Origin of the sequence: Streptomyces turgidiscabies Car8, from assembly GCF_000331005.1 — a bacterium.
GTDB lineage: Bacteria > Actinomycetota > Actinomycetes > Streptomycetales > Streptomycetaceae > Streptomyces > Streptomyces turgidiscabies.
In genome coordinates, this window is sequence record NZ_AEJB01000160.1 from 1 (window position 1) to 24,964 (window position 24,964).

Sequence of the window (24,964 nt, forward strand, 5' to 3'; positions counted from 1 at the left end):
GCCCGTGAACGGTTCGGGGGTCGCCGACAGCAGGAACTCGTACCGGGCTTCTTGTCCACAGGCTGTGGACAACTCTTCGAGATTCCAGTTCTGGCCCTGCGGCATCCCCATCTCCACCAGGTCGAGCGCGTGTACGGGCATCCAGAGATCCTCCGACTCCGGCGGAAATATCTCAAAGGTGATCGTGTCGTTCGCGACCGCCGCGACATCCCGCGCGTGGAACCACTCCGGCGTACGGACCGACAGCCCGGGCGAGGGATACATGTACCCGTGCTTGTCGCCGGCCAGGTACACCTGGAGCTGCCCGGTCCGTACGAGCACGATGTCGCCGGCGCGCACGTGCGTGCCCGCCAGCTCCTCCGCCGCGTCCAGGTCCTCCGGGGTGACCGCGTGCCCCCCGTCGAGCCGGTCGACGCCCCGCGCGCGGGCCACGTCCAGCAGCACCCCGCGCGACACGATGTGCCGCGCCTTGTCGACGCCGGCGAACTCGGCGCCGGAGTGGGCCGTGATGGTGGCCGCCGGGCGCCCGTTGTAGAGCCTGCCGGAGTGGGAGGCGTGCGCGAGGGCGTCCCAGTGGGTCGCGCACTGGAGTCCCAGGGTCACGATGTCGTCGCTGGTCGCGACGGTTCCGCCGCCCGGCGGCCCGAACAGCTCCTGGTTGATCTGGACCATCGCGTGTACGGGGTTCAGCCGGCCCGGGATCGCGCCGGTCTGGACGCCGTCCTGCTGGAGGGGAAGGGCGAGGGGGATACGGCGACCCGTGCGGACGGTCGCGGCGGCGGCGCGTACGACTGCGTCGGTGATGAGGTTGAGGGTGCCGATCTCGTCGTCCTCCCCCCAACGCCCCCAGTTGTTCACGCGTTTGGCCATGGCGTGGAACTCGGCCGGCAATGACATGAGTCCGGTCCTTCCTGGAGTCCGGTCCCTCCCGGGGCTTGCCTCCGGATATCTGACGGGTCATAAAATCTAACGGTCCGTCAGAAACCGCGGGAAGGGGCCGGACATGGGGAACTTCTTGGCAGGCAAGGTGGTCGCCGTGACGGGCGCCGGCCGGGGCATCGGCCGGGCGGTGGCGCTGGGCGCGGCGGCCGAGGGGGCCCGCGTCGTCGTCAACGACTACGGGGTCTCCATCGACGGCGCCTCACCGACGAGCGAGATCGCCGACGGCATCGTCAAGGAGATCGAGGCGGCGGGCGGGGACGCCGTCGCGGTCGCCGACGACGTGTCGACCATGGCCGGCGGTCAACGGGTCGTGGACGTGGCGCTGTCGTCGTACGGCCGCCTGGACGGTGTCGTGTGCGTCGCCGGGATCCTGCGCGAGCGGATGCTGTTCAACATGTCCGAGGAGGAGTGGGACCCGGTCGTCGCCACCCACCTCAAGGGCACGTTCACGGTGTTCCGCGCGGCGTCGGCGGTGATGCGGAAGCAGCGGACGGGAACGCTGATCGGCTTCACCAGCGGAAACCACCAGGGATCGGTGTCACAGGCCAACTACAGCGCGGCGAAGGGCGGGATCATCTCGCTCGTCCGGAGCGCCGCGCTCGGGCTCCACAAGTACGGGGTCACCGCCAACGCGGTCGCGCCGGTCGCGCGTACGCGGATGTCGGCCAACGTGCCCATGGAACTGGCGGAGATCGGGGAGCCGGAGGATGTGGCCGCCCTGGTCGTGTACCTGCTGTCCGACCGGGCGAAGGAGCAGCGGATCACCGGGCAGGTCTACACGGTCGCCGGGCCGAAGATCGCGGTGTGGGCACAGCCGAGGGAGTTGCGGGCGGCGTATGCGTCTGCCTCCGGCGGGTGGACGCCGGAGACGATCGCGGAGTTCTTGCCGGGGTCGGTGGGGGTGGATCCGATGCCGATGCTCTTGCAGTTGGAGCGGATGGAATCGGCGGCGCGGGATGGGCTGCGGCCCAACGCCCAGTAGCTCGGGGGTGCGTGTGGGTTGGCGGGTGCGGGTGCGTTGTGGCTGGTCGCGCAGTTCCCCGCGCCCCTAGGTCTGATCACGCGGCCCGTGTCGAGAGGAGAGGGTCTGTGGACTTTGAGTTCGGGGTCGGGGACGAGGAGTTCCGGGCGGAAGCTCGGGCTTGGCTTGGTGCGCATGTTGGTGGGGTGGTTGAGCGGCGGGGGTGGGAGCGGGTCCTTGGGAAGGCCGGGTGGATCGGGCTTTCCTGGGGGGAGTCGGGCTATGGGAATCGCATTGCCGGGCTTACCCAACAGGTCGTCTGGGCCGAGGAGTACGCGCGGTCGGGGGCGCCGACGCGGTCCGGGCACATCGGGGAGAACCTGCTCGCCCCCACGCTTCTGGCGCACGGTACCGATGAGCAGCGCAGCCGGTTCCTGCCCCCGATCGCCGCCGGGGAGGAACTCTGGTGCCAGGGCTACAGCGAGCCGGGGGCAGGGTCGGACCTCGCAGGGGTGAGCACGAAGGCTGAACGGGCCGCCGACGGGACGTATCGGATCACCGGGCAGAAGATCTGGACCTCCCTCGCCCACGAAGCCGACTGGTGCTTCGTGCTCGCCCGTACGGAGGCGGGGTCGGTCCGGCATCGCGGGCTCAGTTTTCTGCTCGTTCCCATGGATCAGCCGGGGCGGATCGAGGTTCGGCCGATCCGGCAGATGACCGGGACCAGCGAGTTCAACGAGGTCTTCTTCGACGGGGCCCACGCACGCGCCGAGCATCTCGTGGGAGGCGAGGGCGCCGGCTGGACCGTGGCGATGAATCTCCTCGGGTTCGAGCGGGGGGTGTCCACACTCGCCCAACAGATCGGCTTCGCGGGGGAGTTGGGGCGGGTGGTGCAGGCCGCTGTCGACAGCGGGGCGGTGGCCGATCCCGTCGTACGGGAGCGGCTCGTCCGGCAGTGGGCCGAGTTGCGGGCGATGCGCTGGAACGCCCTGCGGACGCTGGGGAGTTCGGCGGACGCGGGCGCGTCGAGTGTGGCCAAGCTGCTGTGGGGCGGGTGGCACCAGCGGCTGGGAGAACTGGCGGTGCTGGTGAGGGGCGCGGGGGCGGGGGTCGGGCCGTCGGACTGGACGCCCTCGGCGCCGTACGAACTCGACGCAGCGCAGCACCTGTTCATGTTCTCCCGGGCCGACACGATCTACGGCGGCTCCGACCAGATCCAGCGCACGATCATCGCCGAGCGCCTGCTCGGTCTGCCGCGAGAGCCCAAGGGGGTCGTCTGATGCGCGGTGTGCTGTTCGACGGGAAGCAGATCCAGGTCGTCGATGATCTGGAGGTGCGGGACCCGGGGCCCGGAGAGGTGCTGGTGGCGATCTCGGCGGCGGGGTTGTGCCACAGCGACCTCTCCGTGGTGGACGGGACCATCCCCTTTCCCGTCCCTGTCGTGCTCGGGCACGAGGGCGCGGGCATGGTGGAGGCGGTCGGGGCCGGTGTCACGCATGTGGTGCCAGGGGACCATGTGGCGCTGTCGACGCTCGCGAACTGCGGTGCGTGCGCGGAGTGCGACCGGGGGCGGCCGACCATGTGCCGGCAGGCGATCGGGCGGCCCGGGCGGCCGTTCACGCGGGGCGGGCGGCCGGTGTTCCAGTTCGCGTCCAACTCGGCCTTCGCGGAACGCACGGTGGTGAAGGCCGTGCAGGCGGTACGCATCCCCAAGGACATCCCGATGCCCTCCGCCGCGCTCATCGGCTGCGGTGTGCTGACCGGGGTGGGCGCCGTGCTCAACCGGGCCCGCGTCGACCGCGGGGACACCGTCGTGGTCATCGGCACGGGCGGGGTCGGGCTGAACGTTCTTCAGGGCGCCCGGATCGCGGGCGCCCTGCGGATCGTCGCCGTGGACGCGAACCCGGCGAAGGAGGCGGTGGCGCGGCGGTTCGGCGCGACCCACTTCCTGACCTCGACGGAGGGCGTGCGGGACGTACTGCCGACGGGCGCGGACCATGTCTTCGAGTGCGTGGGGCGCGTCGAACTCGTACGGCAGGCGGTCGACCTGCTCGACCGGCACGGCCAGGCGATCCTGCTCGGCGTACCGCCGTCGACCGCCGAGGCGTCCTTCCTCGTCTCGTCGATGTACCTGGACAAGTCGATCCTCGGCTGCCGCTACGGGTCCTCGCGCCCCCAGCGGGACATCGCGCTCTACGCCGAGCTGTACCGCGAAGGGCGGCTGCTGCTCGACGAGTTGGTGACGGAGACGTACCCCGTCGAGGACTTCGAGAAGGCGGTCGGGGACGCGGAGGCGGGGCGGGTCGCGCGGGGGGTGTTGACGTTCTGAGCGCGGTCACCGGCGGGCGGGGGCCGTCGCCCGGAACGTACGGCGATACGCGGTCGGCGTGACCCCGAGCGCCGTCTGCAGGTGCTGCCGCATCGACTGGGCCGTGCCGAAGCCCGCGTCACGGGCCACCTGGTCGACGGACAGGTCGCTGGACTCCAGCAGATGCCGGGCCCGCTCCACGCGCTGCTGGGTGAGCCACTGGCCGGGGCTGACGCCGACCTCCTCACGGAACCGGCGCGTGAACGTACGTACCGACATCGCTTCCTGCTCGGCCATGTCACGCAGTTGGAGCGGTTCGTTCAGGCGGCCGAGCGCCCAGGCGCGGGCGATGGTCGTGGTCGCCAACTGGGTTTCCGGGACCGGGCGTTGGATGTACTGCGCCTGCCCGCCGTCGCGGTGCGGCGGTACGACCGTACGGCGGGCCACCTCGTTGGCGACGGCGGTGCCGTGGTCGCGGCGCACCATGTGGAGGCACAGGTCGATCCCGGCCGCGACGCCGGCCGAGGTCAGGACGTCGCCGTCGTCGACGTACAGGACGTCCGCGTTGACCCTGATCTTCGGGAAGAGCCGCTGGAAGTGCTCGGCGTCGGCCCAGTGCGTGGTGGCCGGGCGGCCGTCCAGGTGGCCGGCGGCGGCGAGGACGTACACGCCGGTGCAGATGGAGGCGAGGCGGGTGCCCGGCCGGATGTGGGCGAGGGCGGCGGCCAGTTCGTCGGTCAGCACACCCTCCTCGAACAGCGGGCCGAGTTCGTACGACGCCGGGACTATCACCGTGTCGGCGCCTGCCAGGGCCTCGGGACCGTGGGCGACCTGGATGGCGAAGTCGGCGTCGGTCTCGACCGGGCCCGGCGGGCGGATCGAGCAGGTCACGATCTCGTACAGGGGCCGGCGCAGGGCGTCCCTGGGGCGGCCGAAGATGCGGTGCGGGATGCCCAGCTCGAAGGGGAGCAGACCGTCGAGGGCGAGCACGACGACGCGGTGGGGACGGAAACCTTCCGCGTCCGCCTGGGAGTCGCTGTCTTTCGGCGGCAATGGCATGGCTGGCATGGCCCGATCCTAGCGAATGCTGTCCTCCCGGCCACTCGATCGGGGAGTGCGCAGGTCGGAAGCTTGACAGCGTGACGACGACCCCGAGACAGACACCAGATGCAGCAGATGCAGCAGATGCAGCCGAGGCCGCCAACGCCCTCGGGCGACTCCAGAAGCCCGGCCGGACCCCGCGCCCGCGCATCCACCGGGCCTGGTTCGTCGCCGCCGTCACCTTCGTGACGATCATCGGCGCCGCCGCCTTCCGTTCCCTGCCCGGGCTGCTCATCGACCCGCTGCACACCGACTTTGGCTGGTCGCGCGGCACGATCGGCGCCGCCGTCTCCATCAACCTCGCGCTCTACGGGCTGACAGCCCCCTTCGCCGCCGCGCTGATGGACCGCTTCGGCATCCGGCGGGTCGTCGCGGTCGCCCTCGCGGTCATCGCCCTCGGCTCCGGCCTCACCGTGTGGATGACGGCGGCCTGGCAACTGATGCTGTGCTGGGGCCTGTTGGTCGGGCTCGGCACCGGTTCGATGGCACTCGCCTTCGCGGCGACGGTCACCAACCGCTGGTTCACCGAGCGCCGGGGCCTGGTGACGGGCATCCTGACCGCCGCCTCGGCCTCCGGCCAGCTGATCTTCCTGCCGCTGCTGTCCTGGATCATCGAGACATACGACTGGCGCCCGGCCGCCGTGACGGTGTCCCTGGCGGCCCTCACGGTCGTCCCCTTCGTCTGGCTGCTGCTGCGCGACCACCCGGCGGACGTGGACCTGAAGCCGTACGGGGCAACGGAGTTCGTACCGAAGCCGGCCCCCGTCCAGGGCGCGGCACGCCGCACGATCCAGGTACTGCTGTCGGCGGTGCGCACCGGCCCCTTCTGGCTCCTCGCCGGTACCTTCGCGATCTGCGGGGCCTCCACCAACGGCCTGATCCAGACCCACTTCGTGCCCGCCGCCCACGACCACGGCATGCCCATCACGGCCGCCGCCTCACTGCTCGCGGTCGTCGGCGTCTTCGACGTGGTCGGCACGATCGCCTCCGGCTGGTTCACCGACCGCTACGACCCGCGCCGCCTCCTGGCCGTCTACTACGCCCTACGAGGCGTCTCGCTCCTCTTCCTCCCGATGCTGCTCGGCCCGTCGGTCCGCCCGCCGATGCTCTTCTTCATCGTCTTCTACGGCCTCGACTGGGTCGCCACGGTCCCGCCCACCGTCGCCCTGTGCCGCGAGCACTACGGCGACGACAGCGCGATCGTCTTCGGCTGGGTCCTCGCCTCCCACCAGGTCGGCGCGGCCCTCGTCGCCTTCCTGGGCGGCCTGGCCCGGGACGTCTTCGGCGCGTACGACGTGGTCTGGTACGCGTCGGGGGCGCTGTGCGCGGCGGCGGCGTTGATGGCGCTGGTGATACGGAGGCGCGGGTCGGGTCTGGTGACGGGCGCCCTGGCCTGAGAGATTCCGACGCCAGGCAAGGGTGTAGCGCACCGAGACACGCAAGGCTGCACTCGTTATGTGAAGACGATCACTCAGCGAGAGTTCCGCAACGACTCCGCCGCCGTCATGGATGCGGTCGAGGCCGGTGAGACGTACCACATCACCCGCAACGGCATAGAGGTCGCCGAACTGCGCCCGGTGACGCGTCGGCGCAGGCTGAGCGCCGAGCAGTTGGTCGCCCGGCACCGCATGCTTCCGCGAGTCGACCACGCGCAGATGCGCGCGGAGGCGGACGAGCTGTTCGAGGGCGAGGAGCGAGTCGATGACGACCTCTGGGAGTGCAAGCGTGGCTGACCGCCGCCCCGAGGGTGTCCTTGACACCTGTGCCTACATCGACCTGGGAGATCTCCGTCCGGAGGATCTTCCCCTCGTGTCGGAACTCACCGCCGTGACACTCGCTGAGCTGCAGCAGGGCGTGGCCATGGCGAAGGATCCCGCCGCACGGGCGGCCCGGATGGAGAAGCTGGGAGCCGCGGTCGCGGACTTCGACCCCCTGCCGTTCGACGGGGACGCCGCTGCCAGGTACGGCACTCTGGTCGCGCTGACCATCGCGGCCAACAAGGACCCCCGTCCGCGTCGCGTGACCCTGATGATCGCCGCGATCGCATCGGTGAGGGGTCTGCCGCTCTACACCCGAAACGCGGACGACTTCAAGGGAATGGAGGGCGCGCTGGTCGTGGTCTCCGTCTGACCGGGATCCCGCCTCCGTTCGCACGGGCCACGCCCTGTGGCCTCCGCCGGACTTTGATCGGGTCAGAGGAATCGGCCGCGATGGAACAGCAGCGGAGTGTCCTCGTTGCCGCTCGTCCCCAGCGCGTCCACCCGTCCTACGACGATCAGGTGGTCGCCGCCCGTGTGGACGGCGTGGATCGTGCAGTCGACCCAGGCGAGCGTGTCCGCGAGACGTGGGGAGCCGGAGACCGGCGCCGCGTCGTACTCGACCCCCGCGAACTTGTCCGCGCCGCTTCTCGCGAACCCTCGGCACAACTCGCCCTGGCCGGCGCCCAGTACGTTGACGCAGAAGACGCCCGCGCGCGCGATCAGCGGCCATGTCCTCGACGTACGGCCGACCATGAAGACGACGAGGGGCGGGTCGAGGGAGAGGGCGGCGAAGGACTGGCAGGCGAAGCCGGCGGGAGAGGTCTCGCCTTCGGCCGCCGGGGCGGTGATGACCGTGACGCCGGTGGCGAAGTTGCCCAGGACGCGCCGGAACTCGGCCGGGGCGACCGGTACCCGCTCGTCCTCGCCGACCGCGCGTAAGTCCGGCCGGGGCAACGCCTCGACGGGGGCCGCGACCGTGGGTGCCACTGTGGGTGACCCCGCGGACCTCAGATAACGTACGGCAGCCGCCGCCATTCCCGCTTGTCCCAACATGCCTCCATTGGAACTGACGGAGCGTCAGAAGTGAAGCCCCGTAAGGCAGTCAACGGCAGTCAAAGCGATCGGTGCGATCAGCGCCCGCCGTAACGAGGGCTTCGCCGCTCCACGAAGCTCGCGACCCCTTCCTGCGCGTCCGCCGTCGTCATGTTGATCTCCTGGGCGGTGGCCTCGGCGGCGAAGGCGGTGGCGCGGTCGGTGTCGAGGGAGGCGTTGACCAGCTGTTTGGTGAGGGCGAGGGCGCGGGTCGGACCGGTGGCCAGGCGTTCCGCCCACTCGCGGGCCGTCTTGTGGAGGTCCTCGGCCGGGACGACCCGGTTGACCAGGCCCAGCCGCTCGGCGTCCGGGGCGGTCAGCGCGTCGCCGAAGAACATCAGTTCCTTCGCGCGCTGCGGGCCGATGAGGCGGGGGAGGAGGTAGGCCCCGCCGCCGTCCGGTACGAGCCCGCGCCGTACGAACACCTCGATGAACCGTGCCTGTTCGGCGGCCAGGACCAGGTCGCAGGCGAGGGCGAGATGGGCGCCGAGGCCGGCCGCCGTGCCGTTGACGGCCGCGATCACCGGCTTCTCGCAGTCGAGGACGGCGGAGATCAGGCGTTGCGCGCCGAGGCGGATGACGCGGGCCACGTCACCGGCGACCCGCTCCCCGGCGGCCTGTCCGCCGCCTCCTCCTTTTCCTCCGCCGCCTCCTCGCAGGTCCGCGCCCGTGCAGAAACCCCGGCCCGTGCCGGTGAGGACGACGGCTCGTACGGCGGGGTCGGCGGAGGCGTCCGAGAAAAGTTGGATGAGGCGTTCTCGCTGGTCAGGGGTGATGGCGTTGAGGGATTCGGGGCGGTTGAGGGTGATCCACGAGACCTGATTGTCAGTGGCGTGCAGTACCAATGACTCAGACGCATCGGCGGATTTTTCCGGCCCTTCCGGAAATTCCGACGTGCTCGGCGCCGGGCCGCTCGGTTCCGGCGTGCTGGATTCTTCGGGGGAGGAAGTCATGGGAGTGCTGCTCCGTTTCTGGTGGCGGCTAGAGCGGCTGCTGGTTCACGTCCTGGCCGTCAGGACCCGGCCCGCACACCGCCAGCGCGTCCAGCGCCACCGCCCCCTGCCCCCGGGGCAGCACCATCAGCGGGTTGATGTCCAGCTCCGCCAGCTCGTCCCCGAGTTCCAGGGCCATGCGCTGCACCCGCATGACGACCTCGACGAGCGCGTCCAGGTCGGCCGGGGGGCGCCCCCTGACCCCGTCCAGCAGGGCCCGCCCGCGCAGCTCGGTCAGCATGTCCCGCGCCTGCTCCTCGCCGAAGGGCGGCACGCGTACGGCGGTGTCCTGGAGCACCTCCACGAGCACACCGCCGAGCCCCACGGTCACCGTCGGGCCGAACAGGTCGTCGTGCGTGACACCGACGACCATCTCGACGCCCCGCTCGACCATCTGGCACACGAGTACGCCGTCCAGGTCCACGCCCTCGTAGCGGGCGATGTCGGTCAGCTCGCGGTAGGCGTCCCGGACCTGGCTGGCCGAGGTCAGCCCGATCTTCACCAGCCCGAGTTCCGTCTTGTGCGCGATCTGGCCGCCCGACGCCTTCATCACCACCGGGTAGCCCACGAGCCCCGCCGCCCGGACGGCCGCCGCCGCGCTGGTCACCAACTGCTCGCGCGGCACCCGGATTCCGTACGCCCGCAGCAGCAGCTTGGCGGCGTGCTCGCTCAGTGTCTCGCCCGGCCGCATCAGCGCCCGCGCCTTGCGGAAACTGGGCGACGGGGTGCGCGGTGCCTCGTCGAAGGGGGAGCGGTAGGAGGCGGTGAACCGGGCGTGGTCGAGGTGGGCGCGGACGGCGGTCACACAGTTCGCGAAGGTACGGAAGGTGGCCACGCGGGAGGAGCCGAGCAGCGTCTCGCGGTACGCCGACTCGGTGCCGACCGGCGATCCCCAGATCACGCACACCAGCTTGTCCGTCTGCTCGGCCGCGTCCACGAGGTCCTGCGCGAGCTTGTCGCTCATCGGGGGGAAGGGCCCGGTGATCGGACAGACCAGGACGCCCACCGCCGGGTCGGCGAGGATCGCGTCGATGATCTTCCGGCCGCGCCAGTCGCCGACCGGATGCCCGCCGGTGTCGACCGGGTTGGCCACGTTCAGGTAGTCGGGTATCCACTGGTGCAGCTCGGCCTGCCTGCCGGCGGACAGCTGCGGCAGGTTCAGCCCGGCCTCGGTCGCCAGGTCCGCGAAGTGCGCGCCCGTGCCGCCAGAGATCGAATAGACGGCGACCCCGTCGGCGAGTGGACGGCGGGCCCGGGCCAACAGGGCTGAGGTGTCCTGGAGTTGGTCGAGTCCGTCGACGCGGATCACTCCGAACTGCCGCATCGCCGCGTCCACCACCCTGTCGGCGCCGGTCAGTTTGCCGGTGTGCGAGGCGGCGGTGCGGGCGCCGGTCTCGGTGCGTCCCACCTTGACCGCGACCACGGGGACTCCGCGCCGGGCGGCCCGGTCGGCGGCGAGGAGGAAGGCACGGCCGTCCTTCAGCCCCTCGACGTAGCAGGCGATGGCGCCCACCTCGGGGCGCTCCGAGAAGTAGGAGATGAAGTCGGCGGTCTCCAGATCGGCCTCGTTGCCGGTGGGGGCCCAGTGGGAGAGGCGGATGCCGAGTTCCTGGAGGGCGAAGACGGGGCGGCCCTGGTGGCCGGACTGGGTGATCAGGGCGATCGCGGGGCCGTCGAGGTCCTCGCGGAAGTTCTCGAAGGCGTTGAGGTTGGTGTTGGGGCCGAGCAGCCGCAGGCCGGAGCGGCGGACGGCGTCGGACAAGCGGGCCTGCGCCTCGGCGCCCGCCTCGCCCGTCTCCGCGAAGCCGGAGGCGAAGGCGACGGCGAACCGCACCTTGGCCTCGGCGAGCTCCTCGACCACCGGAAGGGGGTCGGCGACCAGGAGTACGGCGAGATCGATCTGCTCGGGCAGGTCGGCGACGGAAGGGAAGCAGGGTATGCCGAAGACGGCCTCGCGGGTCGGATGCACCGGATGCAGCCGGGCTCCGACGCGCTCGGCCCACGCCAGCAACTGCCGGGTGATACCGGTGTTCGGCCGCCCCTCGGTGTCCGAGGCGCCGATCACCGCCAGGGACTCGGGCCGGAAGAACCGGTCGAGATCGGGTACGCCGGCGTACAGGGGCCGGCCGCTGACGTCGAGATCGTCGACATCGGCGGGCCTGCCGTGCACGACGGGTGAGGGCTGCTCGCCGCAGGCGAGGACTCGGGCCCGTCGGGAGTCGGTGGTGAAGGTGCCGTGGGTTGATCCAAGCATCGGTCCGCCCGCTCCTGTGTGACAGCCAATTAACTGACGCAGTGTCAGGTTACTGAACTGACACTCCGTCAGGAACCGGCGTGCGAGGAACTTCTTGGGCTGGCGGTCCGGGCGGCACCTTCCAAGGGGCGTATGGGGCGTGGGGACTTACTTCGCCGCGACGGACTGCTGTCGTGCGATCGCCTTGGCGATTCGCACCGCGTCGATGGCCATTTCCCGGAACATTCCGCTGATGGGGTTGGTGTAACCGCTGAAGAAGAGGCCCGGCGCGTTCTTCGGGGTGCGGGGGCCGTGGACGACGGGCTTGCCGCGGGCGTCGAGCACGTTGAGGTGGCCGACGAGGGACTCCAGTCCCCGGAAGTATCCGGTGGCGGCGATGACGGCGTCCGGCTCGATGTGCTCGCCGTCGGCGAGGACGATCTTCCCGTCCTCGAACCTCTCGACGGCGGCCACGATCTCGACGCGCCCCTTGCGTACGGCGTCGATGAGGCCGACGTCCTGCACCGGGATGGAACCTTCGGTCACTCGCGAGTACAGGCCGGTGTCGGGGCGGGGCAGTCCGTGGGCGGACAGGTCGGGCACGCTGAGCTTGGCCATCGGCCCGGCGAGCCGGTCGACGAGGCGCACCGGCAGCCGTCGTACGACGATGCCCGTGAACTGGGCCGCCCAGCCGGCCGTGGAGCGTCGCACGATGTGCGGGGCGGTACGGACGGACAGCCGGACCCGTGAGGCGCCGCCTTCCACCAGGTCGACGGCGATCTCGGCGCCGGTGTTGCCGATCCCGACGACGAGGACGTCGCGGCCGGCGTAGGGGGCGGGGTTGCGGTACTGGGCGGCGTGCAGCAGCTCGCCGCCGTAGGCGTCGCGCCCGGGCCACTCGGGGATCCGGGGTGTGTGGTTCGTCCCCGTGGCGACGACGACCGCGCTGCCGGTCAGCTCGCGCCCGCCGGTGGCGTGCAGCAGCCAGCCGGTGCCGTCGGCGGTCCGCTCGACGCGGGACACCTCGACGCCGGTGACGACCTCCAGCTGGTGGAACTCGGCGTACTTCTCCAGGTACCGGACCACGTCGTCCCGGGCCACCCACCGCCCGAAGGAACGCGGCATCGCCAGTCCCGGCAGCGAGGACAGTCGCCGGGTGGTGTGCAGATGCAGCCGGTCGTAGTGCCGCCGCCAGGACGAGCCGACCTGATCGCCCCGCTCCAGCACGACGGCCCGTACACCCTGGGCCCGCAGCGCGTAGGCGACGGCGAGACCGCCTGGTCCACCGCCGATGACGTACACGGGGGCGGCGGAGGACGGTGACGGTGTGGGTGATTCGGCCATGTGCCTGAGCGTATTCACGTGCTCACTTGTTAGGTCTCGGTCAAGACCGGAATTGGTTGCGGATTGATCACGACCGTGAGGGAGGCGGGCGAGGCTCGTGGCGCAGTGGGTCTGACGTGTGGTTGTTCGGTGACGCTCGGCCTCGCGGGGCGGGCGGCTCCTCACGATCTGTTACCCGGCGAGGTATCTGCTCGCCGAGGAAGCGGACATGCGCGACACCGCGCTCTACCACTCGGTCCTGGCCGCCGTGGCACAGGGCGACACGACGCGCGGCGGTATCGCCGGATACATCGGGCGCGAGTCGGTCGACATCTCGCACCCGCTCGACGTCCTGGAGGACAGCCACCTGCTGGCCCGTGAACCGGACGTGTTCCGGGCCGGAAAGTCGCAGTACCGGATCACCGAACCGTTGATCAACTTCTATGAGGCGGTCATGCGCCCCGCCTGGGCGCGGCTGGAGAGCGGCCGGGCCGAGGAGGTCTGGGCGCGGTCGGGTGAGCGTTTCGCCGCCCAGGTCGCCGGTCCGCACTTCGAGGCGGTGTGCCGCGAGTACACGCTCGGGCCCGGGCGCTCCCTGCCGGGCACGTCTCTGGGAGGTCGGCGGTGGCGTCGTGGCCGACCCGAAGGAGCGCCGGCAGATCCAGATCGACGTGGCTGTCCTCGAACCGGGCTCCGGAGGGAAGCCGCCCTCGGCCGCCCTGCTCGGTGAGGCGAAGTGGGGGACTGCCATGGGGATCGGCCACCTGGAACGGCTGGGCCGGGCCCGGGAACTCCTCGCCGCCCGGGGCACGGACACCTCGCGCTGTGCCCTGGCGTGCTTCGGCGGCGCGGGCTTCAGTGACGCGCTGCGCACCGAGGCCGCGCGCGTCGGAGATGTGGTGCTGGTGGGTCTCGACGAGCTGTACGGGCGATCGGTGCCGGCCGGAGCCCTCGCCTGACGGTTCCGGTACGTGCGCACCTTGCGCGTTCGGCGTTCGTGCGCTGAACTGACGTATCGTCAGATTCGGTCAGCTGTAAGGGAGTTCACGGGCGTGGGAAAGGAAGGAACGGACCGGGTCCGGTTCGACATACCCGAGGTGGACGCCTTCACGCGGCCCTACTGGGACGCCGCGGCCGAGGGGCGGTTGCTGGTGCGGCGTTGTGGGGGGTGTGGGCGCGCTCATCACTATCCGCGCGAGTTCTGCCCGCACTGCTGGAGCGAGGACGTGGCGTGGGAGACCGCGAGTGGGCTGGCCACGCTCTACACCTGGTCCGTCGTGTACCGGAACGACCTGCCGCCCTTCGGGGAGCGCACGCCGTACGTGGCCGCCGTCGTCGACCTCGACGAGGGGCCACGGATGATGACGGAGGTGGTGGGAGACGCGCAGGGTGCCCAGGAGGCGCTGCGGGTCGGGATGGGGCTGGAGGTGACTTTTCGGGAGGGTGTGCCCGTATTCCGTCCGAGAGGTGGGAGTCGTACAGCCGTACGGGATTCAATGGGCTGATGGCCCACATTCATGAGCGGTCCCACGCCCACCCCGTGCCCGAGTTTCCCGAACTGCTCGGCCAGGGACTCCGGCTGCGGCAGTGGCGCGCGGACCAGGACACCGACGTCGACGCGTGGCTGCGCGGGCTGACCGACCCGGACTTCCAGCGCTGGAACACCCCGATGAAGCCCGTCACCGACCTCGACAGCGCCCGGGACTCCCTCGGCACCCGCTCCGGGACCGCGCCGGACGGCACCCGGGTGTCCTTCTGCGTCACGGACGTCGTCACCGGCGCGATACTCGGGCACCTGGGCGTCAACGACATCGACCCCTTCATGCGGGTCGCCCGCGTCGGCTACTGGGTCCTGCCCGAGGCCCGCGGCAGACGCGTCGCCACCCGCGCCCTCGCCCTCGGCGCGCGCTGGGCCTTCGACGTCCTCGGCCTCAACCGCCTCGAACTCGGCCACGCCGTCGGCCACGACGCCTCCTGTCGCGTCGCCGAACGCTGCGGATTCCGGTACGAGGGAACCCTGCGCGGCGCGATGTTCGAGGAAGGGCGCCAGGACGCGTTCCGGGACATTCACCTGCACGGGCGGATCGCCCAGGACCCCGAGCCGGAGCAGGAGCAGGAGCGGCAGCAGGAGTCGGACCCGGACCCGCGTCGGCCAGTGCTGTGACCGGCATGGTCCGCCGGGCTGACGGGCGGGGAAGTGGCGGTGCTAATCGGGAGGCGTTTCGGGCAGCCGCTGCGTAGGGTCCGTCGGATGACTCTCGCTCATGATGTTGCCGGAGACGGTCCGGCGCTGGTGCTGTTGCATTCCGGGGTGTGTGACCGGGGGATGTGGGATGCCCAGTGGCAGGCCTTGATCGACGCCGGTTACCGGCTGGTGCGCTGTGATCTTCGGGGCTTCGGCGAGACTCCGGCGCCGGACCGGCCTCACAGCGACGCCGAGGACGTGCTGGCCCTCCTGAACAGTCTGGGCATCGCGCAGGCGGCACTGGTGGGGTCCTCGTACGGCGGGCAGGTCGCCCTGGAGATCGCCGCGCGCCGGCCGGATCGGGTGAGCGCCGTCGGGCTGATCTGTTCCGCCCTGCCCGGCCACGAACCCTCTGCCGAACTGAGTGCGCTCGGGGAGCGCGAGGAAGCGCTCCTCGATGCGGGGGACATCGTCGGCGCGACGGAACTGATGGTCGAGACCTGGCTCGGCCCGGACGCCGACGAGACCGCCCGCGAGGCGGTACGCCGGATGCAGCGGCACGCCTTCGAGCTGCAGCTGGCCGCCGCCGAGGAGTTCGAGCCACTCGAGGCCGTGGTCGATCTGGCGGCAGTTCAAGCGCCCTGCCTTGTCCTGTCGGGCGCACATGATCTGGCGGACTTCCGACAGATCGCTGCCCGACTGCCGCATCTGCTCGCGAACGCCGACCACGTCGAACTGCCATGGGCAGGTCACCTTCCCAGCCTGGAGCGGCCATCGGCCGTCACCGAACTGCTGATCGCCTTTCTCGCGGAGAGGGTCCCTGTCGGTTGACCCTGCCCGGCGCCGTCAACCCACGAGATCGGATTCCCGTGAAGAACCGTGCTCTCGGGCAGCGGCACCAGAGGGCGACTCGGCCCCCGCGCAGACTCCGGGGAGCGTCCGCGCCTATGGCCACAACAGCTCTCGGCGCCAATCCACCTCCGTACGGCGGTACTTGAGGCGTACGTGGCGGCGCTGGGCGTCTCCCTGGAAGAACTCGGCCTCGTCGGGGCGCAGTCGGTACAGGGTCCAGGTGGGAGCGGGGGCGGTCGGTTCGCGCTGCGCCCGCTCCCAGGCATCCTGCGATGCGTGCGCCAACTCGGCCAGCGAGCCCAGTACTTCGCTCTGGCGGCCGGTCAGCGCGGCGGCCAGTGCTCCCGTCGACCGGGCGTGCAGGTCGGCCTGCGCCTCGGGGGAGGGGGCGGACTCGACCGGGCCCCGCAGCCGGATCTGCCGGCCGAGGGCGGGCCAGTAGAAGTGGAGTGCCGCGTAGGGGCGCGCCGCCAGTTGGCGCCCCTTGCTGCTTCCGGAGTGCGAGGCGAAGGTCCAGCCGTCGGCGTCCGCGCCGTGCAGCATGACGGTGCGTACGTCGGGCAGGCCGGCTGTGTCCGAGGTGGCCAGGGACATGGTGTGCGGCTCGATCTGCCCGGCGGCCACCGCCTCCGCGAACCAGGTGGTGAAGAGGGGGAGCGGGGCGGGCGGTGCCGTGTCCGGGTCGAAGGCCGGCAGCGTGGTGACCTCCGGCGACCACACCCGCAGGGTCCTGAGCAGGTCGTGGAGATTCGGTTCCGGTTCCGGTTCCGGGCGCGCAGAAGTTGGCATGGGGACGAGTATCGACGAAAACGAAAACGTCCAGGCCGACCCGTACGGGCCGGCCTGGACGCTGTCAGTCGGTCACTCGGCCGAGCTATGGATCAGACGAGGTCGAAGCGGTCCGCGTTCGACACCTTGACCCACGCCTTGACGAAGTCCTTGACGAACTTCTCCTTGGCGTCGTCGCTCGCGTAGACCTCCGCGACCGCGCGCAGCTCGGAGTTGGAGCCGAAGACCAGGTCGGCACGCGTGCCGGTCCACTTGACCTGGCCCGAGGAGTCGCGGCCCTCGAAGGTGTTCTGGTCCTCGGACGTGGCCGTCCACTCCGTACCCAGCTCCAGCAGGTTGACGAAGAAGTCGTTCGTCAGCTTGCCGGGGGTGTCGGTGAACACGCCGTGCGAGGAGCCCTGGTGGTTCGCGCCGAGGACGCGCAGACCGCCGACGAGGACGGTCAGCTCGGGGGCGCTCAGGCCCAGCAGGTTCGCCTTGTCCAGCAGCAGGTACTCGGCGGGAAGGCGGTTGCCCTTGCCGAGGTAGTTGCGGAACCCGTCGGCGGTCGGCTCCAGGGCGGCGAAGGACTCGACGTCCGTCTGCTCCTGCGTCGCGTCCACGCGGCCCGGCGTGAAGGGGACCTCGATGTCGAAGCCGGCGTCCTTGGCCGCCTTCTCGACGCCCGCGGCGCCCGCGAGGACGATCACGTCGGCCAGCGAGACCTGCTTGCCACCGGACTGCGCGGCGTTGAAGGACGACTGCACGCCCTCCAGGGTGCGCAGCACCGTCGCGAGCTCGTCCGGGTTGTTGACCTCCCAGCCGGCCTGCGGCTGAAGGCGGATACGGGCACCGTTGGCGCCGCCGCGCTTGTCGCTGCCGCGGAAGGAGGACGTGGCCGCCCAGGTGGTGGAGACCAGCTGGGACACCGTGAGGCCGGAGGCGAGGATCTGCGCCTTGAGGGCGGAGACGTCGGCGGCGTCGACGAGCTCGTGCGTCACCGCGGGGAGCGGGTCCTGCCACAGCAGCGTCTCGGACGGGACCTCGGGGCCGAGGTAGCGGACGACCGGGCCCAGGTCACGGTGGGTCAGCTTGTACCAGGCGCGGGCGAAGGCGTCCGCGAACTGGTCCGGGTTCTCGTAGAAGCGACGGGAGATCTCCGCGTACGCCGGGTCGAACCGGAGCGCGAGGTCGGTCGTCAGCATCATCGGGGGCTTGGACTTCGACGCGTCGTGGGCGTCCGGGATGGTGCCCGCACCGGCACCGTCCTTGGCGACCCACTGGTTGGCGCCGGCCGGGCTGGTGGTCAGCTCGTAGTCGTACTCGAAGAGGTTCTTGAAGAACCCGTGGCTCCACTGGGCCGGCGTGCTCGTCCAGGTGACCTCGAGGCCACTGGTGATCGCGTCGCCGGCCTTGCCCGAGCCGTACGTGCTCTTCCAGCCGAAGCCCTGCTGCTCGATCGGCGCGGCCTCGGGGTCGGCGCCCACGGCGTCGGCCGGACCGGCACCGTGGGTCTTGCCGAAGGTGTGGCCACCGGCGATGAGGGCGACGGTCTCCTCGTCGTTCATCGCCATACGGCGGAACGTCTCCCGGATGTCACGGGCCGAGGCGAGCGGGTCCGGGTTGCCGTTGGGGCCCTCCGGGTTGACGTAGATGAGGCCCATCTGGACGGCGCCGAGGGGCTCCTCCAGCTCACGGTCGCCGGTGTAGCGCTCGTCGTCGAGCCAGACCTTCTCGGGACCCCAGTACACGTCCTCGTCGGGCTCCCAGACGTCCGCGCGTCCGCCGCCGAAGCCGAAGGTCTCGAAGCCCATCGACTCCAGGGCCACGTTGCCCGCGAGGATCATGAGGTCGGCCCAGGAGAGGTTCTGGCCGTACTTCTTCTTGACCGGCCACAGCAGACGGCGGGCCTTGTCCAGGTTGCCGTTGTCCGGCCAGCTGTTCAGGGGGGCGAAGCGCTGCTGACCGGCGCCGCCGCCACCGCGGCCGTCGCTGATGCGGTAGGTGCCGGCGCTGTGCCAGGCCATGCGGATCATGAACGGGCCGTAGTGCCCGAAGTCGGCCGGCCACCAGTCCTTGGAGTCCGTCAGCACCGCGGCGATGTCCTGCTTGACGGCGGGAAGGTCGAGGGTCTGGAACGCCGCGGCGTAGTCGAACTCCTCGCCCAGCGGGTTGGAGACCGCCGGGTTCTTCGCGAGGATCTTCACGTTCAGGCGCTCGGGCCACCACTCGCGGTTGCCGCCGCCCTGGGTCGGGTGCGGGGCACGCGTGTGCGCGACCGGGCAGCCGCCCGTGCCCTCGGTTTTCGCGTCGGTGACGATCGCGTCATGGTTCTCAGACATGGGAATCCTTCCGGACGGGGCAGATCTCGGTACCGCTCACGAACTGCGTGCTCACGACTTCGTGCTCAGGAACTGGGGGGTGGGGTGGGGGGACGGTCGGGCATGTGGAGGAGGTCACACACGCCGTCACGTCTCACTGTCTCCTGCGTATGCCGAACTGGAGTCTCTTCCTGTCCCTCGGATCCCTTGGCCATCGCCGTAAGCGATCCTACAATGGACAAGGTCCAAGTCAAGAAGTGTGACAAATCCATATCCTATCGGAACCCGGACGTCCACTGGTAAAATCCGTGTATTCCACCGAACCTGAATAGGTGAACAATATGAGCGACCTGCTGGAGCGACTGCGTGGACGCGGCTGGCGGATGACTTCCCAGCGGCGTGTCGTTGCGGAGGTCCTCGACGGCGAACACGTCCATTACACGGCTGACGAAGTGCACGCCCGTGCGGCCCAGCGGCTGCCGGAGATCTCCCGTGCGACCGTCTACAACACCCTGGGTGAGCTGGTCTCCCTCGGGGAGGTCATAGAGGTCGCCACCGACGGCCGCGCCAAGCGCTACGACCCGAACGCGCACCACCCGCACCACCACCTGATCTGCTCCAACTGCGGCACGATCAGGGACGTCCACCCCACCGGCAACCCGCTCGCGGACCTCCCCGCGGAGGAACGCTTCGGCTTCACCGTGTCCCAGGTGGAGGTCACCTACCGGGGGCTGTGCGGGGCCTGCGCGTAGCGCTCCGCTTGAAGTGCCGCGACGGGCTGTCGGTTCGGTGCTGCGCCGTCGTGGCTGGTAGCGCTCGCGCGGCGGAGCCGCATGCAGATACAGCCCCGCGCCCCTTTGAGGGCGCTCAAGTCCCCGCCCGCAGTCCGTCGCACAGCACCGCCAGGGCCACGCGCGGGTCCGCCGCCGCGTTCGCCCGGTGGCGCAGGGCCAGCAGGACGCCCGACAGGATCGCCATCAGGTCCGCGACGCCGATGTCGGCGCGGATCGTGCCCGCGGACTGGGCGCGGGTCAGCAGGTCCCCGATCACGCGGCGGAGGTCGGCGGAGGTCGCGTCGACCGTCGCCCGGACCTCGGCGCCCGCGTGGGCGATCGCGTCGATCAGGTCGGCCTTCGCCACCGCGTCGGTCACCAGCCGGTCGAGCACCGTGAACAGGGCCGCGCCCGGATCGTCGGCGTCGCGCAGCGCGTGAGCCTCGGCGAGCAGCGGATCGAGCCGCTCATGGACCACCGCCTCGAACAGCCCTTCCTTCGTGGGGAAGTGCCGGTACAGCGTGCCCGGCCCCACGCCCGCCCGGCGCGCGATCTCGTCCAGCGACACCGTGAACCCCTCGGCGGCGAACGCCTCCCGCGCCACCGCCAGCAACCGTTCCCGGTTGCGGCGGGCGTCGGCACGCAGGGGCCGGTCCTCTGTCGCCATCTCCGGATCTCCCTCGTCGTCGACCTCGTCATGAACCATGCAAACGGGGCGCGGTCTCCGGTACGGTGGGGACAACGGCTAACCGGGGCGCACTCTCCGATTCTAGTCCCGGTCTCCGCTGCCTCCGCCCCGTAAGCCCCTGCGTGTCCCGTAAGGAGAACCCCGTGGCCACCCCTGACGCCGCCCCCGCCACCCGCACGGCATTCCTCGCCCTCGACTACGTCACCTACATCGTCGACAACTTCAGCGCCGACCCCTCCGTCGCCGAGCGCGCCGCACACGCCCTCGCCGCCGCCCGTACGGCCGGGCTGCCCGTCTTCCACGTCCTCCCGCAGGGCATGAGCGAGCAGATCCACCCGCTGCTGGCCCCGGTCGAGGGCGAGACCGTGCTGACCAAGACCAGTTTCAGCGCCTTCGCCAGCACGGACCTGCGCGAGCTGCTGGAGGCCGCCGGGGTCGGACGGCTCGTCGTCGCGGGCGTCGCGACCTCCGGGACCGTGCTGTCCACCACCCGGTGGGCGGTCGACACCGGCTTCCAGGTCACCGTCTGCGCCGACGCCTGCGCCGACCCCGACCCCGAGATCAACGCCGTCCTGCTGGACGAGTCGGTCGCCCCGAAGAGCTGGATCGGGCTGTGGCGCATCGCCGACGTCCTGCCGGCGGACGAGATCCCCGAACTGCGCGTGTGACGGTACGAAGCCGCCGGCAGCCCCCGCTCACCCCCGGCCCAGCACCACCGTCCCGGACGAGCAGAACCAGCCCCCGGTGCCGGAGGCCACCCCGAGTTCCGGCAGACCTCCCGCAGCCGTACGGACCTGTCGTGCGCCCCCGTCCCCGCGCAGCTGCCGTACCGCCTCCACCAGCAGGAACAGGCCCCGCATTCCCGGGTGTTGGGCCGACAGGCCGCCCCCGTCCGTGTTGACCGGCAGCTCGCCGCCCGCCACCTTCAGGCGGCCCTTCGCGGCGTCCACGAACTCCCCGCCCTCGCCCTTCCCGCAGAATCCGAGGTCCTCCAGCGTCACCAGCGTCATATAGGTGAACGCGTCGTAGATCTCCGCGAAGTCCATCTCGTCCGGCCCAACTCCCGCCCGCTCGAAGGCGATCCGCCCGCTCACCGCCGCCGGGGACACCGTGAAGTCGGCCCACTCCGACATGGACACGTGCGAGACGTGCTCGCCCGTGCCGAGGATCCACACCGGCCGCGTACGGCAGTCCCGTACGTACTCCTCGGCCACCAGCAGCACCGCCGCGCCCCCGTCCGAGCGCAGGCAGCAGTGGAGCTTGGTGAAGGGGTCCGCGATCATCGGGCCGTCGAGCACCTCGTCGACGCTGATCGGCGTCCGGAACATCGCCTCCGGGTTCAGTGCCGCGTTCGCCCTCGCCTGGACCGCCACCGACGCCAACTGCTCGATGGTCGTGCCGTATTCGTGCATGTGGCGGCGGGCGGCCATCGCGTACTTGGCGATGAGTGTGTGGCCGTACGGCACCTCGAACTGCAGGGGGCCGCGCGCGCCGAAGGAGAGGTTCCCGGTCCGGCGGCCCGCCTTGACGTCCGCGCGGGCCGTGGAACCGTAGACGAGGAGTACGGCGTTCGCGTGGCCCGCCGCTATCGCGTCCGCCGCGTGCGCCGCCATGACCTCCCAGGTCGAACCGCCCACGGAGGTGGAGTCGACCCAGGTGGGGCGCAGGCCGAGGTACTCGGCCACCTCGGCGGGGGCCAGCGTGCCGAGACCCGCGGACGCGAAACCGTCCACCACCTCACGGTCGAGCCCCGAGTCCGCCAGTGCCCGCCGGGCGGCCTGCGCGTGCAGCGCGTAGGGGGTGACGTCGTCCACCCGGCCGCAGTCCGACAGGGCCACCCCGACGATCGCGACCTTACGGCTCACGTCTGTCCTCCCGCCGTCCGCCGATCAGTTGTCCGCCTGTTCGCCGTCGACTCGGCATGAATCCGCCCGGCATGAATCTGACGGTATATCAGCTCAGGCTCTGTGCGGCAGGGTGTGTCCGTCCTAATATGACGAACCGTCAGATCCGGCTGTACGGGGCGCCGCGGACGCCCAGGAGGGGCAGGTCATGGACGCCCGTTTCACCCCCGAGCAGGACCACATCCGCCGTACCCTCCGCGAGCTGCTCCACAAGCGGTGCGCGCCCGGCGACGTACGGGCCGCCGTCGACACTCCCGCCGGCTACGACCCGGCCCTCTGGACCACCCTCGCCGGCGACCTCGGTCTGCCCGGCCTGGCCCTCCCGGAGGCGCACGGCGGTGTCGGCGGCACGACGACCGAACTAGCTCTCGCGGCAGAGGAGTTGGGGCGGACCCTGGCACCCTCTCCGCTGCTCGCGACCGCCGTACTGGCCGCCCCTCTCATCACCGCCCTCGGCACCCCCGCCCAGCGCGCCGACCTCCTCCCGCGCATCGCCTCCGGTGCCCTGACCGCCACGCTCGCCGTCCCCGGCACCGCACTGGCCGCCGTGCTCTCCCTCAACGGCGAACCCGACCGCGACTGGGCCGGGGGAGGGCGGGCCGGCGGGGTGCAGGCGGCCCGGAAGGACACGGGCTGGCGACTGTACGGGCAGGTCGGACAGGTTCTCGACGGCCACAGCGCCGGGCTCCTGCTCGTCGCCGCCCACGCCGGGGGATACGCCCGTTCCCGCACCCTCCTCTTCCTCGTCCCCGGCGACGCACCCGGCCTCGTCCGCACCCGGCAGACCTCCATCGACGCCACCCGGCCGCAGGCGCGCCTCGAACTGCGGGACGTACCAGCCGAGTTGCTGGGCGAGGAGGAGGGGGTAGGGGGCGACGCGGGCGCCGACCTCGCCCTCTCCCTCACCAACGCACTCGCCCTCACCGGAGACGTCACCGCCACCGTGCTCGCCGCCGAGGCCGTCGGGGCCGCCGACCGGATTCTGGAGCTGACCGTCGAACACGCCCTGCATCGCGTGCAGTTCGGGCGGGCGATCGGGTCGTTCCAGGCCGTCAAGCATCGGCTCGCCGATGTGTACGTCCAGGTCCAGGCGGCCCGCTCGGCCGCCTACTACGCTGCCTGGGCAACTGCCCACGAGGGCGAGCGGGTCGGCGGGCTCGCCCTCGCCCAGGCCCTCGACTCGCTGCGTACGGCCACCGCCGAGGGCATCCAGCTGCACGGCGGTATCGGCTTCACCTGGGAGCACGAGGCCCAGCTGTACTTCAAGCGCGCCGCCGGTGACGAGCTGCTGTTCGGGCCGGTGCACCGGCTCCGGGCGCACGCGGCCGACGCCGCGCGGCTCTTCGACACGGGAGAGGTGACCGTCTGATGCCGGTGACAGCGGCGAGGGTCGTGAAAGCGGTCCAGAAAATGTCCTCGGCGCCGGCCTTCGCGCGGATCGCCCCGCACGTCGTCCCCGCGCTCGACCGCGCCGTACACCGGCTGACCCGGGGCAAGGTGCTGCTCAGCGCCCAGCTGCTGCCCGGGGTGGTGCTCACCGTGCGCGGGGCGAAGAGCGGGCTGCCACGGCACACGCCGCTCGCCTGTATGCCGGAGGAGGCGGGGCGGGACTCCCACGGCAGCTGGCTGCTCATCGGGTCCAACTTCGGGCGTACCGGTCATCCCGCCTGGACCGCCAACCTCCTCGCCCATCCGGACGCCGAGGTCAGCTGGAAAGGGGAGGACATCCCGGTCACGGCCCGGCTGCTGGCCGGTGAGGAACGGGACGCGGCCTGGAAGGCGCTGCTGGCGTTCTGGCCGCCGTACGCGACCTATCAGGCGCGGGTCGAGCGGGAGATACGGATCTTCCGGATCGTACGGCGCTGAGTGCCCCCGACGCGCGACAGGCGGTGGTCCACCGGAGTGAACCACCGCCTGTGTGACAGGACTTGGGCCTGCGGAGGCCGCGGAACCTGGAAAAAGGGGCTGCGGCTATTTCGTCGGCTTCTTGCCGGTCACGCCCAGGTGGACCAACTGGGCCAGGTTCGGCCTCAGTTCGGCCTGTTTCACACCCCAGCTCTGGAAGCCCTTCTGGTGTGAGGCCACCGCCGCGAGCATCGCGACGAGGGAGCCTGCCATCGCGGCGGGGCTGACGTCCTTGTCGACCCTGCCCTTGGCCTGGAGCTCGGTGACGGTGTCCGTAAGGGAGTTGGTCACGGAGTTGAGGATCTTCATGCGGATCTTGTAGAACCGCTTGTCGCCCTCGGCGGCGCCAAGATCGACGACCCTGAGGATCGCGTCGTTCTTCCGCCAGAACTCCAGGAACCCGTCGACGAGTTCCTGGGAGGTCTGCCAGCCGGCTTTTCCGACCCAGGACCGACCCGCGAGCAGCTGGGTCAACCCGGCGCCCTCGGTGGCCATTTGCTCGGCGACCTCCAGGACGGCGCCTTCGACGTCCGGGAAGTACTGGTAGAAGGTGGCGGGTGAAGTCCCCGCCTTCCGGGCGACATCGATGACTTTGACGTCCCGGTAAGGGGAGGAGCTGAGCATCTCGCTGAGGCAGTCGAGCAGCTTCTGCCGGGTCGCCTGCCCACGCCGACCCGCCACTCGGCCGTCGACGGTACGCACTTGTCCTGTCATGCCGTCAGCTTACCGAGGGGTGATCGGAGCGCGATTCGGCCGACTGCAAATGGGGTGCAATGGTGATCCGTGGGCGCTCAGGGGCGGCTTTGCCTGGTCCCGCGCCTGCTCTGCGGGATGCGTGAAGGACCGTTAACTTGAC

Annotated in this window: 26 protein-coding genes; 15 read left to right on the forward strand and 11 right to left on the reverse strand. The window is 70.9% G+C overall.

Annotation, left to right across the window (positions count from 1 at the left end; translation table 11 throughout):
- Nucleotides 1-897, reverse strand: an 897-nt coding sequence (locus STRTUCAR8_RS10140; RefSeq protein WP_006375525.1) for a cyclase family protein, incomplete at its 3' end; no start/stop codon positions are given.
- A gap of 106 nt (nucleotides 898-1,003) precedes the next feature.
- On the opposite strand from STRTUCAR8_RS10140, the gene STRTUCAR8_RS10145 reads away from it, so the two are divergent.
- The 3 genes from STRTUCAR8_RS10145 (at nucleotide 1,004) to STRTUCAR8_RS10155 (ending at nucleotide 4,232) form a co-directional block, all read left to right on the forward strand.
- Nucleotides 1,004-1,924, forward strand: a complete 921-nt coding sequence (locus tag STRTUCAR8_RS10145) for an SDR family NAD(P)-dependent oxidoreductase (protein ID WP_006375534.1) — start codon at nucleotides 1,004-1,006, stop codon at nucleotides 1,922-1,924.
- Nucleotides 1,925-2,031: 107 nt separating this feature from the next.
- Complete coding sequence (locus STRTUCAR8_RS10150; RefSeq protein ID WP_006375519.1) at nucleotides 2,032-3,183, forward strand: acyl-CoA dehydrogenase family protein; 1,152 nt, start codon at nucleotides 2,032-2,034, stop codon at nucleotides 3,181-3,183.
- Nucleotides 3,183-4,232: a Zn-dependent alcohol dehydrogenase gene (locus tag STRTUCAR8_RS10155; protein ID WP_006375541.1), complete on the forward strand. Its 1,050-nt coding sequence runs from the start codon at nucleotides 3,183-3,185 to the stop codon at nucleotides 4,230-4,232. The genes STRTUCAR8_RS10150 and STRTUCAR8_RS10155 overlap by 1 nt, the downstream gene beginning before the upstream one ends.
- Before the next feature lie 6 nt (nucleotides 4,233-4,238).
- Here STRTUCAR8_RS10155 and STRTUCAR8_RS10160 read toward each other — a convergent pair whose 3' ends face one another.
- On the reverse strand, nucleotides 4,239-5,279 hold the full coding sequence (locus STRTUCAR8_RS10160; RefSeq protein WP_006375530.1) for a GlxA family transcriptional regulator: 1,041 nt from the start codon (nucleotides 5,277-5,279) through the stop codon (nucleotides 4,239-4,241).
- A 71-nt stretch (nucleotides 5,280-5,350) separates the two neighbouring features.
- Here STRTUCAR8_RS10160 and STRTUCAR8_RS10165 point away from each other — a divergent pair, with 71 nt between their 5' ends.
- The 3 genes from STRTUCAR8_RS10165 to STRTUCAR8_RS10175 are packed head-to-tail and all read left to right on the forward strand — an operon-like array spanning nucleotide 5,351 to nucleotide 7,442.
- Nucleotides 5,351-6,709, forward strand: coding sequence for an MFS transporter (locus STRTUCAR8_RS10165; RefSeq protein ID WP_006375536.1), 1,359 nt, complete (start codon nucleotides 5,351-5,353; stop codon nucleotides 6,707-6,709).
- Between the two features lie 60 nt (nucleotides 6,710-6,769).
- A complete protein-coding gene (locus tag STRTUCAR8_RS10170; RefSeq protein ID WP_006375537.1) occupies nucleotides 6,770-7,045 on the forward strand; it encodes a type II toxin-antitoxin system Phd/YefM family antitoxin in 276 nt (91 codons plus the stop codon).
- Nucleotides 7,038-7,442: a type II toxin-antitoxin system VapC family toxin gene (locus STRTUCAR8_RS10175; protein ID WP_044471963.1), complete on the forward strand. Its 405-nt coding sequence runs from the start codon at nucleotides 7,038-7,040 to the stop codon at nucleotides 7,440-7,442. Before STRTUCAR8_RS10170 ends, STRTUCAR8_RS10175 begins: the two co-directional genes overlap by 8 nt.
- Before the next feature lie 62 nt (nucleotides 7,443-7,504).
- On the opposite strand, the gene STRTUCAR8_RS10180 is transcribed toward STRTUCAR8_RS10175, so the two are convergent.
- From STRTUCAR8_RS10180 to STRTUCAR8_RS10195, 4 genes are all read right to left on the reverse strand, one after another.
- The gene (locus tag STRTUCAR8_RS10180; RefSeq protein WP_044471964.1) at nucleotides 7,505-8,107 is read right to left on the reverse strand and encodes a flavin reductase family protein; all 603 of its coding nucleotides are present in this window, start codon (nucleotides 8,105-8,107) and stop codon (nucleotides 7,505-7,507) included.
- Nucleotides 8,108-8,202: 95 nt separating this feature from the next.
- Complete coding sequence (locus STRTUCAR8_RS10185; RefSeq protein ID WP_006375538.1) at nucleotides 8,203-9,117, reverse strand: enoyl-CoA hydratase/isomerase family protein; 915 nt, start codon at nucleotides 9,115-9,117, stop codon at nucleotides 8,203-8,205.
- Nucleotides 9,118-9,145: 28 nt separating this feature from the next.
- The gene (locus STRTUCAR8_RS10190; protein WP_006375546.1) at nucleotides 9,146-11,410 is read right to left on the reverse strand and encodes an acetate--CoA ligase family protein; all 2,265 of its coding nucleotides are present in this window, start codon (nucleotides 11,408-11,410) and stop codon (nucleotides 9,146-9,148) included.
- Between the two features lie 147 nt (nucleotides 11,411-11,557).
- On the reverse strand, nucleotides 11,558-12,733 hold the full coding sequence (locus tag STRTUCAR8_RS10195) for a flavin-containing monooxygenase (RefSeq protein WP_006375524.1): 1,176 nt from the start codon (nucleotides 12,731-12,733) through the stop codon (nucleotides 11,558-11,560).
- Nucleotides 12,734-12,941: 208 nt separating this feature from the next.
- Here STRTUCAR8_RS10195 and STRTUCAR8_RS10200 point away from each other — a divergent pair, with 208 nt between their 5' ends.
- The 5 genes from STRTUCAR8_RS10200 to STRTUCAR8_RS10215 all read left to right on the forward strand — a co-directional run bounded on the left by STRTUCAR8_RS10200 (nucleotide 12,942) and on the right by STRTUCAR8_RS10215 (nucleotide 15,728).
- Entirely contained in the window at nucleotides 12,942-13,442 is a 501-nt protein-coding gene (locus STRTUCAR8_RS10200) for an ATP-binding protein (protein ID WP_234372533.1), read from the forward strand.
- Nucleotides 13,443-13,461: 19 nt separating this feature from the next.
- Entirely contained in the window at nucleotides 13,462-13,671 is a 210-nt protein-coding gene (locus STRTUCAR8_RS54070) for a hypothetical protein (protein WP_006375542.1), read from the forward strand.
- Between the two features lie 93 nt (nucleotides 13,672-13,764).
- Nucleotides 13,765-14,217, forward strand: a complete 453-nt coding sequence (locus tag STRTUCAR8_RS10205; protein ID WP_006375545.1) for a Zn-ribbon domain-containing OB-fold protein — start codon at nucleotides 13,765-13,767, stop codon at nucleotides 14,215-14,217.
- Nucleotides 14,217-14,876: a GNAT family N-acetyltransferase gene (locus tag STRTUCAR8_RS10210; protein ID WP_044471966.1), complete on the forward strand. Its 660-nt coding sequence runs from the start codon at nucleotides 14,217-14,219 to the stop codon at nucleotides 14,874-14,876. Before STRTUCAR8_RS10205 ends, STRTUCAR8_RS10210 begins: the two co-directional genes overlap by 1 nt.
- Before the next feature lie 87 nt (nucleotides 14,877-14,963).
- On the forward strand, nucleotides 14,964-15,728 hold the full coding sequence (locus STRTUCAR8_RS10215; protein ID WP_006375549.1) for an alpha/beta fold hydrolase: 765 nt from the start codon (nucleotides 14,964-14,966) through the stop codon (nucleotides 15,726-15,728).
- Nucleotides 15,729-15,842: 114 nt separating this feature from the next.
- Here STRTUCAR8_RS10215 and STRTUCAR8_RS10220 read toward each other — a convergent pair whose 3' ends face one another.
- Nucleotides 15,843-16,538: a pyridoxine/pyridoxamine 5'-phosphate oxidase gene (locus STRTUCAR8_RS10220; protein WP_044471967.1), complete on the reverse strand. Its 696-nt coding sequence runs from the start codon at nucleotides 16,536-16,538 to the stop codon at nucleotides 15,843-15,845.
- Nucleotides 16,539-16,630: 92 nt separating this feature from the next.
- Nucleotides 16,631-18,859 carry a catalase/peroxidase HPI gene (katG, locus tag STRTUCAR8_RS10225; RefSeq protein ID WP_006375533.1) on the reverse strand — a complete coding sequence of 743 codons (2,229 nt, stop codon included), beginning with the start codon at nucleotides 18,857-18,859 and terminating at the stop codon, nucleotides 16,631-16,633.
- Between the two features lie 320 nt (nucleotides 18,860-19,179).
- Here katG and STRTUCAR8_RS10230 point away from each other — a divergent pair, with 320 nt between their 5' ends.
- A complete protein-coding gene (locus STRTUCAR8_RS10230; protein ID WP_006375535.1) occupies nucleotides 19,180-19,590 on the forward strand; it encodes a Fur family transcriptional regulator in 411 nt (136 codons plus the stop codon).
- 115 nt (nucleotides 19,591-19,705) lie between these two features.
- On the opposite strand, the gene STRTUCAR8_RS10235 is transcribed toward STRTUCAR8_RS10230, so the two are convergent.
- Nucleotides 19,706-20,278 carry a TetR/AcrR family transcriptional regulator gene (locus STRTUCAR8_RS10235; RefSeq protein ID WP_044471968.1) on the reverse strand — a complete coding sequence of 191 codons (573 nt, stop codon included), beginning with the start codon at nucleotides 20,276-20,278 and terminating at the stop codon, nucleotides 19,706-19,708.
- A gap of 164 nt (nucleotides 20,279-20,442) precedes the next feature.
- On the opposite strand from STRTUCAR8_RS10235, the gene STRTUCAR8_RS10240 reads away from it, so the two are divergent.
- On the forward strand, nucleotides 20,443-20,967 hold the full coding sequence (locus tag STRTUCAR8_RS10240) for a cysteine hydrolase family protein (RefSeq protein ID WP_006375540.1): 525 nt from the start codon (nucleotides 20,443-20,445) through the stop codon (nucleotides 20,965-20,967).
- A 27-nt stretch (nucleotides 20,968-20,994) separates the two neighbouring features.
- Here the strand turns inward: STRTUCAR8_RS10240 and STRTUCAR8_RS10245 are convergent, their stop codons facing one another.
- Nucleotides 20,995-22,164 carry a thiolase C-terminal domain-containing protein gene (locus STRTUCAR8_RS10245; RefSeq protein ID WP_006375548.1) on the reverse strand — a complete coding sequence of 390 codons (1,170 nt, stop codon included), beginning with the start codon at nucleotides 22,162-22,164 and terminating at the stop codon, nucleotides 20,995-20,997.
- A 187-nt stretch (nucleotides 22,165-22,351) separates the two neighbouring features.
- Here STRTUCAR8_RS10245 and STRTUCAR8_RS10250 point away from each other — a divergent pair, with 187 nt between their 5' ends.
- Both STRTUCAR8_RS10250 and STRTUCAR8_RS10255 read left to right on the forward strand, forming a co-directional pair.
- Complete coding sequence (locus STRTUCAR8_RS10250) at nucleotides 22,352-23,572, forward strand: acyl-CoA dehydrogenase family protein (RefSeq protein WP_006375547.1); 1,221 nt, start codon at nucleotides 22,352-22,354, stop codon at nucleotides 23,570-23,572.
- The gene (locus STRTUCAR8_RS10255) at nucleotides 23,572-24,069 is read left to right on the forward strand and encodes a nitroreductase family deazaflavin-dependent oxidoreductase (RefSeq protein WP_006375529.1); all 498 of its coding nucleotides are present in this window, start codon (nucleotides 23,572-23,574) and stop codon (nucleotides 24,067-24,069) included. The genes STRTUCAR8_RS10250 and STRTUCAR8_RS10255 overlap by 1 nt, the downstream gene beginning before the upstream one ends.
- 105 nt (nucleotides 24,070-24,174) lie before the next feature.
- On the opposite strand, the gene STRTUCAR8_RS10260 is transcribed toward STRTUCAR8_RS10255, so the two are convergent.
- Nucleotides 24,175-24,822 (reverse strand): TetR family transcriptional regulator, encoded by a 648-nt coding sequence (locus STRTUCAR8_RS10260; protein ID WP_006375532.1) that lies wholly within the window; start codon nucleotides 24,820-24,822, stop codon nucleotides 24,175-24,177.
- Between the last annotated feature and the right edge of the window lie 142 nt (nucleotides 24,823-24,964).

Coding starts and splice junctions, on each gene's coding strand:
- STRTUCAR8_RS54070 (WP_006375542.1), top strand. CDS start 13,462: ATGGGGATCGGCCACCTGGAACGGCTGGGCCGGGCCCGGGAACTCCTC.
- STRTUCAR8_RS10250 (WP_006375547.1), top strand. CDS start 22,352: ATGGACGCCCGTTTCACCCCCGAGCAGGACCACATCCGCCGTACCCTC.
- STRTUCAR8_RS10180 (WP_044471964.1), bottom strand. CDS start 8,107: ATGGCGGCGGCTGCCGTACGTTATCTGAGGTCCGCGGGGTCACCCACA.
- STRTUCAR8_RS10255 (WP_006375529.1), top strand. CDS start 23,572: ATGCCGGTGACAGCGGCGAGGGTCGTGAAAGCGGTCCAGAAAATGTCC.
- STRTUCAR8_RS10190 (WP_006375546.1), bottom strand. CDS start 11,410: ATGCTTGGATCAACCCACGGCACCTTCACCACCGACTCCCGACGGGCC.
- STRTUCAR8_RS10210 (WP_044471966.1), top strand. CDS start 14,217: ATGGCCCACATTCATGAGCGGTCCCACGCCCACCCCGTGCCCGAGTTT.
- STRTUCAR8_RS10145 (WP_006375534.1), top strand. CDS start 1,004: ATGGGGAACTTCTTGGCAGGCAAGGTGGTCGCCGTGACGGGCGCCGGC.
- STRTUCAR8_RS10155 (WP_006375541.1), top strand. CDS start 3,183: ATGCGCGGTGTGCTGTTCGACGGGAAGCAGATCCAGGTCGTCGATGAT.
- STRTUCAR8_RS10195 (WP_006375524.1), bottom strand. CDS start 12,733: ATGGCCGAATCACCCACACCGTCACCGTCCTCCGCCGCCCCCGTGTAC.
- STRTUCAR8_RS10220 (WP_044471967.1), bottom strand. CDS start 16,538: ATGCCAACTTCTGCGCGCCCGGAACCGGAACCGGAACCGAATCTCCAC.
- STRTUCAR8_RS10160 (WP_006375530.1), bottom strand. CDS start 5,279: ATGCCAGCCATGCCATTGCCGCCGAAAGACAGCGACTCCCAGGCGGAC.
- STRTUCAR8_RS10260 (WP_006375532.1), bottom strand. CDS start 24,822: ATGACAGGACAAGTGCGTACCGTCGACGGCCGAGTGGCGGGTCGGCGT.
- STRTUCAR8_RS10185 (WP_006375538.1), bottom strand. CDS start 9,117: ATGACTTCCTCCCCCGAAGAATCCAGCACGCCGGAACCGAGCGGCCCG.
- STRTUCAR8_RS10230 (WP_006375535.1), top strand. CDS start 19,180: ATGAGCGACCTGCTGGAGCGACTGCGTGGACGCGGCTGGCGGATGACT.
- STRTUCAR8_RS10200 (WP_234372533.1), top strand. CDS start 12,942: ATGCGCGACACCGCGCTCTACCACTCGGTCCTGGCCGCCGTGGCACAG.
- STRTUCAR8_RS10215 (WP_006375549.1), top strand. CDS start 14,964: ATGACTCTCGCTCATGATGTTGCCGGAGACGGTCCGGCGCTGGTGCTG.
- katG (WP_006375533.1), bottom strand. CDS start 18,859: ATGTCTGAGAACCATGACGCGATCGTCACCGACGCGAAAACCGAGGGC.
- STRTUCAR8_RS10235 (WP_044471968.1), bottom strand. CDS start 20,278: ATGGCGACAGAGGACCGGCCCCTGCGTGCCGACGCCCGCCGCAACCGG.